At 73.1% G+C, this 14,523-nt stretch carries 17 protein-coding genes; all 17 read right to left on the bottom strand.

Annotated features, from left to right (window positions below; genetic code table 11):
* Positions 1-2 precede the first annotated feature (2 nt).
* The 17 genes from carA to ruvX all read right to left on the bottom strand — a co-directional run bounded on the left by carA (position 3) and on the right by ruvX (position 14,523).
* On the bottom strand, positions 3-1,190 hold the full coding sequence (carA, locus tag ID804_RS06555; RefSeq protein WP_169078257.1) for a glutamine-hydrolyzing carbamoyl-phosphate synthase small subunit: 1,188 nt from the start codon (positions 1,188-1,190) through the stop codon (positions 3-5).
* Positions 1,187-1,738 (bottom strand): PH-like domain-containing protein, encoded by a 552-nt coding sequence (locus ID804_RS06550; protein ID WP_188219174.1) that lies wholly within the window; start codon positions 1,736-1,738, stop codon positions 1,187-1,189. Before ID804_RS06550 ends, carA begins: the two co-directional genes overlap by 4 nt.
* Entirely contained in the window at positions 1,731-3,044 is a 1,314-nt protein-coding gene (locus ID804_RS06545; RefSeq protein WP_169078255.1) for a dihydroorotase, read from the bottom strand. Before ID804_RS06545 ends, ID804_RS06550 begins: the two co-directional genes overlap by 8 nt.
* On the bottom strand, positions 3,041-3,994 hold the full coding sequence (locus tag ID804_RS06540) for an aspartate carbamoyltransferase catalytic subunit (RefSeq protein WP_169078253.1): 954 nt from the start codon (positions 3,992-3,994) through the stop codon (positions 3,041-3,043). Before ID804_RS06540 ends, ID804_RS06545 begins: the two co-directional genes overlap by 4 nt.
* Positions 3,991-4,521: a bifunctional pyr operon transcriptional regulator/uracil phosphoribosyltransferase PyrR gene (gene pyrR, locus ID804_RS06535; RefSeq protein WP_169078251.1), complete on the bottom strand. Its 531-nt coding sequence runs from the start codon at positions 4,519-4,521 to the stop codon at positions 3,991-3,993. The genes ID804_RS06540 and pyrR overlap by 4 nt, the downstream gene beginning before the upstream one ends.
* Positions 4,522-4,589: 68 nt before the next feature.
* Positions 4,590-5,534 (bottom strand): ABC transporter permease, encoded by a 945-nt coding sequence (locus ID804_RS06530; protein WP_169078249.1) that lies wholly within the window; start codon positions 5,532-5,534, stop codon positions 4,590-4,592.
* 2 nt (positions 5,535-5,536) lie between these two features.
* A complete protein-coding gene (locus tag ID804_RS06525) occupies positions 5,537-6,565 on the bottom strand; it encodes an aliphatic sulfonate ABC transporter substrate-binding protein (RefSeq protein WP_169078247.1) in 1,029 nt (342 codons plus the stop codon).
* 56 nt (positions 6,566-6,621) lie between these two features.
* Entirely contained in the window at positions 6,622-7,452 is an 831-nt protein-coding gene (locus ID804_RS06520) for an ABC transporter ATP-binding protein (RefSeq protein WP_169078245.1), read from the bottom strand.
* 127 nt (positions 7,453-7,579) lie between these two features.
* Positions 7,580-8,002, bottom strand: coding sequence for a transcription antitermination factor NusB (gene nusB, locus ID804_RS06515; RefSeq protein ID WP_169078243.1), 423 nt, complete (start codon positions 8,000-8,002; stop codon positions 7,580-7,582).
* A complete protein-coding gene (efp, locus tag ID804_RS06510) occupies positions 8,003-8,566 on the bottom strand; it encodes an elongation factor P (RefSeq protein ID WP_169078241.1) in 564 nt (187 codons plus the stop codon).
* Between the two features lie 71 nt (positions 8,567-8,637).
* Positions 8,638-9,096 carry a type II 3-dehydroquinate dehydratase gene (gene aroQ, locus ID804_RS06505; RefSeq protein ID WP_169078239.1) on the bottom strand — a complete coding sequence of 153 codons (459 nt, stop codon included), beginning with the start codon at positions 9,094-9,096 and terminating at the stop codon, positions 8,638-8,640.
* A gap of 49 nt (positions 9,097-9,145) precedes the next feature.
* Entirely contained in the window at positions 9,146-10,231 is a 1,086-nt protein-coding gene (aroB, locus tag ID804_RS06500; protein ID WP_169078237.1) for a 3-dehydroquinate synthase, read from the bottom strand.
* Positions 10,228-10,761, bottom strand: coding sequence for a shikimate kinase (locus ID804_RS06495; protein WP_317451199.1), 534 nt, complete (start codon positions 10,759-10,761; stop codon positions 10,228-10,230). Before ID804_RS06495 ends, aroB begins: the two co-directional genes overlap by 4 nt.
* Positions 10,754-11,956 (bottom strand): chorismate synthase, encoded by a 1,203-nt coding sequence (gene aroC / locus ID804_RS06490; RefSeq protein ID WP_169078235.1) that lies wholly within the window; start codon positions 11,954-11,956, stop codon positions 10,754-10,756. Before aroC ends, ID804_RS06495 begins: the two co-directional genes overlap by 8 nt.
* A gap of 35 nt (positions 11,957-11,991) precedes the next feature.
* Positions 11,992-12,825 (bottom strand): shikimate dehydrogenase, encoded by an 834-nt coding sequence (locus tag ID804_RS06485; RefSeq protein WP_223158990.1) that lies wholly within the window; start codon positions 12,823-12,825, stop codon positions 11,992-11,994.
* A 4-nt stretch (positions 12,826-12,829) separates the two neighbouring features.
* On the bottom strand, positions 12,830-14,053 hold the full coding sequence (mltG, locus tag ID804_RS06480) for an endolytic transglycosylase MltG (RefSeq protein WP_317451198.1): 1,224 nt from the start codon (positions 14,051-14,053) through the stop codon (positions 12,830-12,832).
* Positions 14,050-14,523: a Holliday junction resolvase RuvX gene (gene ruvX / locus ID804_RS06475; protein WP_169078233.1), complete on the bottom strand. Its 474-nt coding sequence runs from the start codon at positions 14,521-14,523 to the stop codon at positions 14,050-14,052. The genes mltG and ruvX overlap by 4 nt, the downstream gene beginning before the upstream one ends.

Genomic DNA, 14,523 nt, shown 5'->3' with positions numbered 1-14,523 from the left:
GGTCAGGCGTCCTTCTGGTCGGCGCTCGCGGCGTCGTCGTGCTCGGTCGATCCGCTCTGACGCGCGCGGTGCTCGAGCACGACGTCGCGGAAGCGGTCGAAGAGGTAGGTGGAGTCGTGGGGGCCCGCGGCCGCCTCGGGGTGGTACTGCACCGAGAAGGCCGGGATGTCGAGCGCGCGCAGCCCCTCGACGACCTGGTCGTTGAGGCCGACGTGGCTGACCTCGACGCGGCCGAAGCCCGCGGGGCTCTCGACGACGCCCTCGACGGGTGCGTCGACGGCGAAGCCGTGGTTGTGGGCGGTGATCTCGATGCGGCCGGTCTGCTTGTCGAGCACGGGCTGGTTGATGCCGCGGTGGCCGAAGGGCAGCTTGTAGGTGCCGAAGCCGAGCGCCCGGCCGAGCAGCTGGTTGCCGAAGCAGATGCCGAAAAACGGCAGGCCGTCACGCAGGGCGCCGCGCAGCAGCTCGACGTGCGCGTCGCTCGCGGCCGGGTCGCCGGGGCCGTTGGAGTAGAAGACCGCGACGGGGTCGAGCGCGCGCAGCTCGTCGAGCGTCGTCGACTGCGGCAGCACGTGCACCTCGAAGCCGCGCTCGGCGAGGTGGCGCAGGGTCGAGGCTTTGACGCCGAGGTCGAGCACGGCGAGGCGGCCGATGCTCTCGCCGACGGCCGGCACCACCTGCGCCGCGTCGACCGACACCTCCGCCGAGAGGCTGCGGCCGCTCATGGCCGCGCTCGCGCGCACCTCGGCGAGCTGCGTGTCGGGGTCGAGGGCTGCCTCGTCGCCGCTGAAGATGCCCGCGCGCATGACGCCCGCATCCCGCAGCCGCCTCGTCAGGGCCCGCGTGTCGATGCCGCTGATGCCGACGACGCCCTGCTCGACGAGCTCGTCGTCGAGGCTGCGCTGGGCGCGGTGGTTGGAGACGATGCGCGAGGGCTCGCGCACGACGTAGCCCTCGACCCAGATGCGGCGGCTCTCCGGGTCTTCATCGTTCATGCCCGTGTTGCCGATGTGCGGCGCCGTCTGCACGACGATCTGGCCGGCGTAGCTGGGGTCGGTGAGGGTCTCCTGGTAGCCGCTCATGCCGGTGGCGAAGACCGCCTCGCCGAGCGCGCGGCCTCGAGCGCCGTAGGCCCGGCCGGTGTAGCGGGTGCCGTCCTCCAGGACGAGCACTGCGGGGGCGTGGGTCACGAGGGGTGCCTTTCTTCCGTGGGGGGCGTCGCCGTCGGGGCATCGTGCGGGATGCCCGGCGCGAGCGCGACGAGGGCGGCGAGCAGCTCGCGCACGGCCTCGCCCTCGCGCGCGTCGGTGACGCGGAGGTAGGTGTCGACGTCGGCCGTGCCGAGGCGCCAGGCGAGCAGCACGAGCCCGCCCTCCTCGACGACGCGGTCGATGGTCCAGGTGGCGCGGCCGGCCCCGCGCACGTCGGTGCGCGGCATGAGCAGCGGCTCACGGCCGTCGAGGGCGAGCACGACGCCCTCGGGGTGCACGGAGATCTCGCCGCGCGCGCGGAACCCGAGGCCGTGCACGGCCACGCGGTCGAGCGGAGCGTCGGCGCGCGTCGTGGCGACGTAGAGCACGGGCAAGCGGATGCTCGCCTCCCCGATCGTCGTCGGCACGGGCTGCGGCACGCCGATGTCGCGCTGCCGGCCCGCGCGCCGGCGCCAGCCGAGCGCCATGAGGCCGACGAGCAGGAGGATGAGGGCGACGATCACGATCGTCGAGACGGTCCTATCCACGGCGCGCGACCTCCTCGGCGTCGACGAGCGTGCCGTCGAGCACGGTCGCGACGCCGCCGTGCACGGTCGCGACGATGGCGCCGGCGAGCTCGACGCCCGTGTACGGCGTGTTCCTGGAGCGGCCGCGCAGGTCGCCGGTCGACCAGGTGCGGCGCGCCGCGGGGTCGACGAGCGTCACGTGTGCGGGCGCACCCTCGGTGAGCGGGTCGCCGTAGCCGTCGAGGCGCCCGATCTCGGCGGGAGCGCTCGACATGACGCGCGCGAGGTCCGCCCAGCCGAGCATCCCCGTCTCGATCATGGTCGTCTGCAGCACCGGCAGGGCCGATTCGAGGCCGACCATGCCGAAGGCCGCCTCGGCCCAGGTGCACTCCTTGGCCTCGGCGGGGTGCGGGGCGTGGTCGGTCGCGACGATGTCGATCGTGCCGTCGGCGAGGGCTTCGCGCAGGGCGCGCACGTCGTCGTCGCGGCGCAGCGGCGGGTTGACCTTGAAGCGCGCGTCGTAGCCGCGCGCGAGCTCCTCGGTCAGCAGGAGGTGGTGCGGGGTGACCTCGGCGGTCACGGCGATGCCGCGCGCCTTCGCCCAGCGGATGACGTCGACGCTGCCGGCGGTCGAGACGTGGCAGACGTGCAGGCGAGCCCCAGTGTGCTGGGCGAGCAGCACGTCGCGGGCGACGATCGACTCCTCGGCGACGGCGGGCCAGCCGGCGAGGCCGAGCTCGCCGGAGAGCGCGCCCTCGTTCATCTGGGCGCCCTCGGTCAGTCGGGGCTCCTGCGCGTGCTGGGCGATGACGCCGTCGAAGGTCGCCACATACTCCAGCGCCCGGCGCATGAGCAACGCGTCGTGCACGCACTTCCCGTCGTCGCTGAAGACGCGCACCTGCGCCCGAGAGCGGGCCATGGCACCGATCTCGCTGAGGCGCTCGCCCTCGAGACCGACGGTGACCGCGCCAATGGGGCGCACGGTCGCGTAGCCGTGCTGGGCGCCGAGGGCGTGCACCTGCTCGACGACGCCGGCCGTGTCGGCCACGGGCGAGGTGTTCGCCATCGCGAAGACCGCCGTGTAGCCGCCCGCCGCCGCCGCGCGCGTGCCGGTGAGCACGGTCTCGCTCGCCTCGCCGCCCGGCTCGCGAAGGTGGGTGTGCAGGTCGACGAGACCGGGCAAGGCGAGGAGTCCGTCGGCGTCGATGACGCGCTCGTCGAGCTCGGGGGTGAGTCGACCGGTCGCGGCGATGCGGCCGCCGCGGATGCGGATGTCCTCCCGCGTCTCGCCAAGCAGGGACGCCCCGCGGATGAGGGTGCCCGTCACGCGCTCGCCTCCTGCGATCCGGCGACGAGGAGGTAGAGCACTGCCATGCGGATGAACACCCCGTTCGTGACTTGAGCGAGCACCGTCGACGCCGAAGAGTCGGCGGCCGCGGACGAGATCTCCAGCCCCCGATTCATCGGGCCGGGGTGCATGACCATCGTATCCGGGCCGAGGGCGGCGAAGCGCTCGGCGGTGAGGCCCCACTCGCGCGCGTACTCGCGCCCGGAGGGGAAGAAGGCGGCGTGCATGCGCTCCTGCTGGATGCGCAGCATCATGACGACGTCGGGGCGCAGGGCGAGGGCCGGCTCGAGGTGCTCATGCACGGTGACCGGCCAGGTCTCGACGCCCGCCGGCAGCAGGGTGCGGGGGGCCACGAGGTGCACCTCGGCCCCGAGCGTCGTGAGCAGCCACACGTTCGAGCGCGCAACGCGCGAGTGCACGATGTCGCCGACGATGACGACGCGCATCCCGCTGAGGTCGCGCCCGCGCGAGTCGGCGCCGTAGCGCCGCTGCCGCATCGTGAACGCGTCGAGCAGCGCCTGGGTCGGGTGCTCGTGCGTGCCGTCGCCGGCGTTGAGCACGTGCGCGTCGATCCAGCCGGCGTGGGCGAGCTGGTGGGCGGCGCCCGAGCCGTGGTGACGCACGACGATAGCGTCGGCGCCCATCGCCTGCAGGGTCTGCGCCGTGTCTTTCAGGCTCTCGCCCTTCGACACGCTCGAGCCCTTGGCGCTGAAGGTGATGACGTCGGCGCTCAGGCGCTTCGCCGCCGACTCGAACGACAGGCGCGTGCGCGTGGAGTCTTCGAAGAAGAGGTTCACGACGGTGCGGCCGCGCAGCGTGGGCAGCTTGCGCACCTCGCGGTCGGCGGTCAGCGCCATGTCTTCCGCGATGTCGAGGATGCCCACGGCCGTCTCGCGGTCGAGGTCGCGGGTGCTCAGCAGGTGCTTCACGGCTCGATCGTCACCTCCTCGACGCCGTCGACGTCGGCGAGCCGCACGCTCACGCGCTCGCTCGTGGCGCTCGGCAGGTTCTTGCCGACGAAGTCGGCGCGGATCGGCAGCTCGCGGTGCCCGCGGTCGACGAGCACGGCGAGGCGCACGGCGCGCGGCCGGCCGTGGTCGGCGAGGGCGTCGAGCGCCGCCCGCACGGTGCGGCCCGAGTAGAGCACGTCGTCGACGAGCACGACGATCGCGTCGTCGATGCCGCCGGCGGGGATGCGCGTGGGCTGCGGCGCCCGCGTGGGGGTGCGGGCGAGATCGTCGCGGTAGAGCGTGATGTCGAGCGAGCCGGCGCTCGAGACGCCCGGCTCGATGTCGTCGATCACGGCCTGGATGCGCTCGGCGAGCACGGTGCCGCGCGTCGGGATGCCGAGGAGGACGAGGCGGCCGTCGCCGCGGCGCGATTCGAGGATCTCGTGGGCGATGCGGCGCAGGGCGCGCGCGATGTCAGCGTCGTGGAGCACGGTGCGTGCGCTCACTCCTGACCTCCTTCCCCGCCTCGCAGGACGGTGCTTAAAGGATGTCGAACGCCCCCAGCCTAGCGGGTTCAGCCCCAGCGCTTCAGCAGCGCGCGCTCCCCCACGCCGACGAGGGCGTCGGTGGCCTTGCCGAGGATGCCCAGCAGCAGGATCGCGAGGAACAGGCGGTCGGTGCGGCCGTTGTTCTGCGAGTCGACCAGCAGGAAGCCCAGGCCCATCGAGGAGGCGATGAGCTCGGCGGCGACCAGGAACAGCCACGCCTGCGCGAGCGCGAGCCGCAGACCGGAGACGACCGCCGGCACGACGGCGGGCAGCTGCACCGTCGTCAGCAGCGGCAGGCGGCCGAGCCCGAAGGCGCGACCCGCCTCGACGAGCTGCGGGTCGACGTGCCGCAGGGCGCCCGCGACGGTCGTGAACACGGGGAAGGCGGCACCGATCGCGATGAGGGTGATCTTCGGCACCTCGTAGATGCCGAGGTAGATCGTCAGCAGCGGCACCCAGGCGAGTGAGGGCACCGCGCGGATCGCCCCGAGGATCGGTGAGAGCATCTTCGAGCCGACGTCGGAGAGCCCGACAATCGCGCCGAGGGCGAGACCGACGACCGCGCCGATGGCGAAGCCGGTGAGCACGCGCTGCACCGAGATGAGGATGTACGTCGCGAGCAGCCCCTGGTTCGCGAGCTCGACGCCCGCGCCGATGACCTGCCCGGGCGAGGGCAGGAGGTAGTCGGGGATGCTCGTCGCCTCGGAGGCGATGAGCCAGACGATGAGCAGCCCGACCGGGATGACCGCGCCGAGCAGGAGCGCGTTCGCGCTGAAGCGGCGCGCGTGCTGGGCTCCGACGGCCGTGCCCGCGGTCGAGAACCCGTACGAGCTCGCCCACGAGAACAGGGAGGCGCGGCGGCCCTCGCTCGGGCGCCCGCTGCTGGGAAGATCTCGCGACGCGGGCTCGCGCCCCTCCGTGGTGGATGAGGGGCGCGAGACCGGAGCGCCGCCGCGCTCGTCGAAGCTCATGCTCAGCCGATCGCGTCCGGGTCGGCCGCCGAGGCGAACTCGTCGTTCAGCAGCGACTCGAGGGCGTCGTCGATGAGCTCCTGGCTGGGCACGTCGCCGCTCTCGACGAAGATCGGGCCGATGACCGAGAGCACGTCGCGCTGCGCGTCGCCCGGCACGTTGTCGATGTCGATGACGGTGCGCTCGATCGTCGCCTCGGCGACCTCGATGTCGATGCCCGCGACCTCGGCGAGGATCGCCGCGGTCTCCTCCGGGTTCTCCAGCGCCCAGGCGCGAGCCTTCTCGTAGGCGTTCACCACGAGCTGGGCGAGGTCGGGGTGGTTGGTGATGAAGTCCTCTGTGGCGTTGAGGAAGCCGTAGGAGTTGAAGTCGACGTTGTCGTAGATGATCTCGGCGGCGCCGTTCGCGACCGAGGTCGACAGGAGCGGGTCCAGGCCCGACCACGCGTCGACCGCGCCCGTCTCCAGCGCCGTCTTGCCGTCGGCGTGCTGCAGGTTCTGCAGCGTGATGTCGGAGAGCGACAGCCCCGCCTCCTCGAGCGCCTGCAGGAGGAAGAAGTAGGGGTCGGTGCCCTTCGTCGCGGCGACGGTGCGACCGGCGAGGTCGGCGACCTCGTCGATGTCCGAGCCGGTCGGCACGAGGATGGCGGCCCAGTTCGGCTGGGTGTAGATGTCGATCGCCTGGATGGGGCTGCCGTTCGAGCGGGCGAGCAGCGCGGCCGAGCCGGCCGTCGACCCGACGTCGATCGCGCCGGCGCGCAGCGCCTCGTTGGCCTTGTTCGAGCCAGCCGACTGCACCCAGGTCACGGTGACGTCGTCGCCGAGCTCGGCCTCGAGCCAGCCCTGATCCTTGATGATGAGGCTCAGCGGGTTGTAGGTGGCGAAGTCGAGCGTGAGCTCGGTCGACGACCACTCGGCACCCTCGGTCGGCTCGGGAGCGGCGGCGCCCTCCCCGGCGACGCAGCCGGTCATGACCATGGCCGCCGCGGCGAACGTCGCGGTGAGCAGGGTCAGGCGGGAGCGGGAGGTCATCGTGGTGCCTTTCGTGTGGTGGCCGGTCGGCCGGAGGGGTGGGGTGGTGGTGCGGTCTAGCGGTCGTGGTGGCTCGGCACGCCGAGGGCGTCGAGCAGCTGCGCGCGCAGGCGGGCGAGCACGGTGGAGGCGCGGTCGCGCGGGCGGGCGCCCGGCACCTCGAGGATGCGGCTGATCGTGGCGCCCGGCCGGTCGAACCGGGTGCCGAGCAGCACGACGCGGTCAGCCAGCGCGAGGGCCTCGTCGACGTCGTGCGTGACGAGCACGATCGTCGTCGGCTCGACGCGGTGGATGTCGACGAGCAGATCCTGCATCGTCAGGCGAGTGAGGGCGTCGAGGGCGCCGAAGGGCTCGTCGAGCAGCAGCACGCCGGGGTTGCGGGCGAGCGCGCGGGCGAGCGACACGCGCTGCGCCATGCCACCGGAGATCTGCCGCGGCTTGAGCTGCGCGGCGTGGCTCAGCTGCACGAGCTCGAGCAGCTCGGCGACGCGCGCGCGCCCGGCGGCGCGGTCGGTGCCGCGCGGCAGGCCGAGCTCGATGTTGCGCGCGACCGAGCGCCAGGGCAGCAGTCGCGGCTCCTGGAACGCGACGGCGGTGCGCTGGTCGGCCGGGGCGACGCGCGTGCCGTCGATCGTCAGCGTGCCCGAGGTCGGGCGGTCGAGGCCCGAGATCTGGCGCAGCAGCGTCGACTTGCCGCAGCCGGAGGGCCCGAGCAGGGCGACGATCTCACCCGGGGCGATCTTCAGCTCGACGTCGCGCAGCACGAGACGCTCGGGCTGACCGGCGGCCCCCGGGAACGCCCGACCGACGCCGTTGAGCGCGACCGGCAGGGCCGGGGTCGCGGCGGCGCGCGCGGTCGGCGCGGCGGCGGGAGCGGTCGAGGTCATGCTCCGACGGTACGAGCGCGGAGCATCCGCCCGAAATCTCGGCGCAACGCGACGCAACGCAGTGAAACACAGCGTCACACTCCGTCACGATGATGACGGATGCTCGGCGCGAGCCGACCGCGCGGCCTCAGCTCGCGCGGTGCAGGCTCTGCGCGATCGCCCCGAGCACGCCGTTGACGAAGCTCGACGAGTCGTCGGTCGACAGCACCGTCGCGAACTCGACCGCCTCGGCGATCGCGACGGCGTCGGGCACCTCGGCATTGTGCACGAGCTCCCACGTCGCGACGCGCAGGATCGCCCGGTCGACGGCGGGCATGCGCGCGAGGGTCCAGCCGACGGCGTGCTCCTCGATCAGCCGGTCGATCGCGGAGCCGTTCTCGATGACGCCCCGCACGATCTCCTCGGCGTAGGGCCAGCTCGACGAGCGCTGCGGCTGCGCCGCGGCACGGTCGGCCTCCTCGCGCAGCACCTCGTCGAGCGGCGCCTGGCGCACGTCGGCGATGTAGAGCATGTCCAGGGCCCGCTTGCGGGCCTTGCTGCGGGCGCCCACCTACTCGGTGACGCGACCGAGGTAGTCGCCCGTGCGGGTGTCGACCTTGACCTTCGTGCCCGTCTCGAGGAAGAGCGGCACCTGGATCTCGTAGCCGGTCTCGACCGTCGCGGGCTTCGTGCCGCCCGTCGAGCGGTCGCCCTGCAGGCCCGGCTCGGTGTAGGTGACCTCGAGCACGACCGAGGCAGGCAAGTCGAGGTAGAGCGCGACGCCCTCGTGCATGGCGATCGTCACGTTCTGGTTCTCGAGCATGAAGTTCTTGGCATCGCCGACGGTCTCGCTCGGCACGGTGACCTGGTCGTAGTCGCTGAGATCCATGAAGACGAAGCCGTCGCCATCCTGGTACAGGTACTGGTAGTCGCGGCGGTCGACGGTGGCGAAGTCGATCTTGGTGCCGGCGTTGAACGTGCGGTCGACGACCTTGCCGCTCGTGACGTTCTTGAGCTTGGTGCGCACGAAGGCACCGCCCTTGCCCGGCTTGACGTGCTGGAACTCGATGACGTTCCAGAGCTGCCCGTCGATCGAGAGCACGCTGCCGTTCTTGATGTCGTTGGTGGTCGCCATGGGTGTGGGGGTTCCGTTTCCGTGCGAAGGCTCGGCGTGGGTGCACGCCGACGAGGAAGTCTAGTGGAGGGCTACAGGGCGCCCGTGATGCGCGCGAGCGCGAGGCGGTACGAGCCGAAGCCGAAGCCCGCGATGACGCCCGTCGCGACGGCCGAGATGACGCTCGTGTGCCGGAACTCCTCGCGCGCGTGCGGGTTCGACAGGTGCACCTCGATGAGCGGCAGGCCCGCCTTCGTCACGAGGGCCGCGGCGTCGCGCAGCGCGTAGGAGTAGTGCGTGAACGCCGCCGGGTTGAGGATCACCGCGGCGCCCGCGTCGACCGCCTCGTGCAGCCACCCGATGAGCTCGGCCTCGTCGTTGGTCTGCCGCAGCTCCAGCGTCGTCCCCTCGGGTGCGGCGCCCTCGAGCTCGGCGCGCAGGTCGTCGAGCGTGCCGGTGCCGTAGACGTCGGGCTCGCGTGTGCCGAGCCGGTTGAGGTTCGGCCCGTTGAGCACGAGCACGCGGGCGGGGGCGGAGCCGGCGGCGGTCATGCGCTCACTGTAGCGACGCGAGTGCGTCGAGTCTGGCAGGCGCCGGCGGTCACTCCCCCACCTCCTGGTAGGCGGCGAAGAGCATCGACTCGTCGGTGCCGTTGAGCACCCGGGGGCGCCCGATGTCGTCGAGGATGATGAAGCGCAGCATGCCCGCGCGCGCCTTCTTGTCGCGCTGCATGGTCGCGAGCAGCGTCTTCCAGCGCCCGAGCGGGTAGCTCGTCGGCAGCGTGAGCGAGGCGAGGATGCGCCGGGTGCGGTCGACCGCCTCGGACGGCAGCGAGCCGGCGAGGTGCGAGAGCTCGGCGGCGAACACCATGCCGATCGCGATCGCGGCACCGTGCCGCCAGCGGTAGCGCTCGGCGTGCTCGATCGCGTGCCCCAGCGTGTGGCCGTAGTTGAGGATCTCGCGCTGGCCCTGCTCGGTGAAGTCGTCGCTGACGACGGCGGCCTTGACGCGGATGCTGCGCTCGACCAGCTCACGGAACACGGGTGTCGCGGGGTCGGTCGCGGCAGTCACGTCGGCCTCGAGCAGGTCGAGGATCACCGGGTCGGCGATGAACCCGGCCTTCACGATCTCGGCGAACCCGGCGAGGATCTCGTTCGTCGGCAGCCCCTCGAGGAGGTCGAGGTCGACCACGACCGCGCGCGGGGCCCAGAAGGCTCCGACGAGGTTCTTGCCCTCGGCGGTGTTGATGCCGGTCTTGCCGCCGACCGCCGCGTCGACCATGCCGAGCACGGTCGTGGGCACCTGGATGACCGGCACACCGCGCAGCCACGTGGCGGCCACGAACCCGGCGAGGTCGGTGGTCGCACCGCCGCCGAGCCCGAGCACGGCATCCGTTCTCGTGAAATCGGTCTGGCCCATGATCTGCCACAGGAAGGCGGCGACCTCGACGCGCTTGGCGCCCTCGGCGTCCGGCACCTCGGCGATGAGCACCTCGACGCGACCGGCGAGCTGCTCGCGCAGGCGCTCGGCGGCGGCCGCGAGCGGCGGCGCGTGCACGACGAGCAGCTTGGCGGCGGCGGGCGGCAGCTGCGCCTCGAGCGACGACAGCAGGCCGCGACCGACCGTGATTGTGTACGGGTCGGCGCCCGTGACCTCGATGGTCGTGGGCGCATCGGTGTCGCTCATGCTGATCCTCCTGCTGCGGTGCCGCGGGCGCTCGCCCACGCGGCGATCTCCTCCGCGATGCGGTCGATGGGTCGGGTCGAGGTCTCCCACGTCGCCGCGGCGAGGCGCTCGTAGATCGGGCGGCGCTGCTCGACGAGCGCGCTCCAGGCCTCGATGCTCTGGCTGAGGGGGCGCGAGCCCTTCGCGAGCCGCGCCGCGACGGCCTCGGGGGTCGCGCTCAGCAGCACGACGGGCAGGCCCTCGAGCTGCGCCTGCGTCTCGGCATCGAGCACGGCTCCCCCGCCGAGCGAGACCACAGCCTGTCGCTCGAGCGCCTCGGCGACGGCGGCGCGCTCGAGGGCGCGGAAGTGCGCCTCGCCGTGCGCGGCGAAGATCTCGGGGATGGGGCCGTGCTCGGCGGCGACGACCGCGTCGGTGTCGATGACGGGCAGCCCGAGGATGCGCGCCACGCGCTTGCCGACGCGCGATTTGCCCGCCGCGGGCGGGCCGATGAGCACGACGGCGGGGTGGCCGGCCGCCGCCTCAGTCACCGGTCGTGACGGCGGTCGCGAGGCTCGCGGGCATCGCCGCGAGGTAGCCCTCGAGGTTGCGGCGGGTCTCGGCCACCGAGTCGCCGCCGAACTTCTCGAGCACCGCCTCGGCGAGCACGAGCGCCACCATGGCCTCGGCGACGACGCCCGCGGCGGGCACGGCGCAGACGTCGGAGCGCTGGTGGTGGGCGGGGGCCGCGTCGCCCGTCGCGACATCGATCGTGCGCAGCGCGTGCGGCACGGTCGCGATGGGCTTCATGCCGGCGCGCACGCGCAGCACGGTGCCGGTCGACATGCCACCCTCGGTGCCGCCCGCGCGGTCGCTCACGCGCTCGATGAGGCCGTCGTCGACGACGAGCTCGTCGTGCGCGGCCGAGCCGCGGCGCCTCGTGGTCTCGAAGCCGTCGCCGACCTCGACGCCCTTGATGGCCTGGATGCCCATGAGCGCGGCGGCGAGCTTCGCGTCGAGCCGGCGATCCCAGTGCACGTACGAGCCGAGCCCCGGCGGCACGCCGTAGGCGAGCACCTCGACCACGCCGCCGAGCGTGTCGCCCGACTTGTGCGCGTCGTCGACCTCAGCGACCATGCGCTCGCTCGTCTCGGGGTGCAGGCACCGCAGCGGGTCGGCGTCGAGCCGATCGACGTCGGTCGGCAGCGGCAGCGGGGCGTCGTCGGGCACGCGCACGGGGCCGATCGACAGGGTGTGGCTCACCAGGCGGATGCCGAGCTCGCCGAGGAAGGCGCGAGCCACGGCGCCGAGCGCCACGCGCGCTGCCGTCTCGCGCGCGCTCGCCCGCTCGAGCACGGGGCGCGCCTCGTCGAAGCCGTACTTCTGCATGCCGACGAGGTCGGCGTGGCCGGGTCGCGGCCGCGTGAGCGGCGCGCCGCGGCCGCCGGAGAGCTCGGCGGGGTCGACCGGGTCGGCGCTCATGACGGTGGTCCACTTGGGCCACTCGGTGTTGCCGATGCGCAGCGCGACGGGACTGCCCATCGTGCGGCCGTGCCGCACGCCGCCCGAGATCGAGAGCTCGTCCTGCTCGAACTTCATGCGGGCGCCGCGGCCGTAGCCGAGCTTGCGGCGCTGCAGATCGGCCTGGATCGCCTCGCGGGTGATGGGCACGTCGGCCGGGAGGCCCTCGATGACGGCTATGAGCTCGGGGCCGTGGGATTCTCCGGCGGTCAACCAGCGCAGCATTGCTCCATCCTCCCACGCGCGCGGGGGCACGTCCGTCACGCGAGGGCGGCCGCCATGGCGGCCTCGACCTCCGCTTCGCGGGGCAGCGGATGCTCGGTCTGACCCGAGACGAAGAACCGCACCTGGCGCACCGCCTGGTGCAGCAGCATGTCCCTGCCGGAGGCGACGCGGCCGCCGACGGCGAGCCACTGCGCGGCAAGCGGGCCCGGCCACGGGTGGTAGGTCACATCGAGGGCGACGGCCTCGCGCCGAGCATCCATCGGCAACTCGCCCGCCAGTTCGACGCCGTTCGGCAGGGTCCAGGCGACGACGTCGGCGCCGTCGGCGACGTGCGCGAGGTCGCTGAGCGCGACGAGGTCGACCTCGAGCAGCAGCTCGTCGGCGAGGGCGACGAGGGTGCCGGCGCGGGCGGAGTCGCGCACCGCGACCGTCACCGAGCGCAGGCCGAAGGCGTCGAGGGCGACGAGCACCGAGCGCGCGGTCGCGCCGGCGCCCGCGATGACGGCGTGTTCGGCCGACCCCAGCCCGGCGTCGCGCAGGGCCCGCTCGACGCCCGCGACGTCGGTGTTGCGCACGATGCGACGGCCGTCGTCGGCGAGCAGCAGGGTGTTGGCGGCGCCGGTGAGCGCGACGGTGCGGTCCTCCTCGTCGGCGAGGCGACGCAGCTCCTCCTTGAGCGGCATCGTCGCCGAGAGCCCGCGCCACGACCGGTCGAGGCCGTCGACGAAGCCGCGCAACTCGTGCTCGCGCACCTCGTGGCGGTCGTACTGCCAGTCGAGCCCGAGCGCGGCGTAGGCGGCGGCGTGCAGGGCAGGCGAGAGCGAGTGCGCGATAGGCGAGCCGACGACGGCGAGGCGGCGGATGCTCATGCCGCTAGTCGCAGTACACCGTGCGGTTCTCCTCCGAGGCGTTGCACCACTCCTGCAGCTGCCGCACGGCGGCCTCGTGCTGCGCGAGCGTCTCGGAGAACACCGTCTCACCGGTGGCGAGGTTCACCGTCACGAAGTAGAGCCACTCCCCCTCCGGCGGCGCGGCAGCGGCCTCGAGCGCGGCGTCGCCGGGGGCGCCGATCGGGCCGATCGGCAGACCGGGGTTCGCGTAGGTGTTGTAGGGGTTCGACGCGTCGGCGCGCTCGGCGTCGGTCGTGAAGACCGAGTCGAAGTCCTGCGTGCCGTAGTGCACGGTCGCGTCGCTCTGCAGGAGCATCCCCTCGTCGATGCGGTTGGTGAACACGCGCGCGACGCGACCGAAGTCCTCGAGGTCGCTGCCGGCCTCGCGCTGCACGACCGAGGCGAGCGTCAGCACGCGGTAGCGATCCTCGGCCGGGATGCCGAGCGCGTCGAGACGGGCGGTCATCTCGCTCGCGAGGCGCTCGATGACCTGCTCGGCCGTCACGCCGGGATCGAACGTGTAGGTGGCGGGGAACAGGTAGCCCTCGATCGAGGGCGCGTCGGCGGGCACGCCGAACCGGGTCGGGTCGGCGATCGCGGCCTGGAAGTCCTCGATCGGCAGCCCCGTGCCGAGCGCGAGCAGCTCGAGCGTCTCGGGCAGCACGGTGCCCTCGGGAATGGTGACGCGGTTCTCGACGCGGTTGGCGGGGTCGAGCAGCGCGTCGAGGGCTGCCTGCGCCGACATCTCGCCCTGCAGGGAGTAGGTGCCCGGCTGGAAGCTGATCGACGAGTCGGCGAGCAGCAGGTCGTAGAACGCGCTGAAGCTCATGGTGACGCCGGACTGCTGCAGGGTCAGCGCGACGTCCTCGCCGATGTCGCCGGGCACGATCGTGACGAGCACCTCCTGCCCGTTGCCGTCGCCCTCGTAGTCGTTCGGCAGCTCGATGCCCAGCAGCTCGCGGATCTGCGGCTCGAAGTTCGACCACGCAAGCCACACGCCGAGCCCGCCGAGGCCGAGCAGCAGGGCGAGCACGCCCGCGACGACGGCGCCGCGCCCCGATCGGCGGCGCACGGGGCGGTCGAAGCCCTCCCGACGGCTGCGGCGCGTCGACGCTGCGGCCACGGCGTCCGCCGCCGCCTCAGGTCGGCGCTGCTCGGGCTGCGTGGCGAAGATCTCGGCCCAGGTGTCGTCGTCGTTGCTCGTCACGGTGCGGGGGGTCCTCCGTCGGCGTCCACGACGACGCCGGGCGCCTCGCCCCGCGCCTTCTCGTGGTCGAGGGCGTGCTGGAGCAGGATAACAGCGGCCACCTGGTCGACCACGGTTCGCGAGTTCTTCGCGGTGCGGCCCGCCGCGCGAAGGGCGCGCGAGGCCGTGACCGTCGTGAGTCGCTCGTCGACGAGCCGCACGGGCACGCCGGGCAGCGCGCGGGCGAGCTCGAGGGCGACGTCGCGCGAATCCTGCGTCGAGGCTGTGTCGGCGCCGCTCAGCGACAGGGGCAGACCGACGACGACCTCGATCGCCTCGAGCTCGTCGACGAGGCGGCGGATGCTCCCGACGACGTCGCCCGAGCGCGGCAGCGTCTCGACCGGTGTCGCGAGCAGGCCGTGCCGGTCGCAGCGCGCGACGCCGACGCGCGCGCGGCCCACGTCGACGCCGAGGCGCACCCCCGTGCGCAT

This window comes from Microcella alkalica (genome assembly GCF_014595885.1).
Taxonomy (GTDB): domain Bacteria; phylum Actinomycetota; class Actinomycetes; order Actinomycetales; family Microbacteriaceae; genus Microcella; species Microcella alkaliphila_B.
The sequence above is the reverse complement of the archived record's forward strand: the minus strand, read 5'-3'. Positions and strand labels throughout refer to the sequence as shown.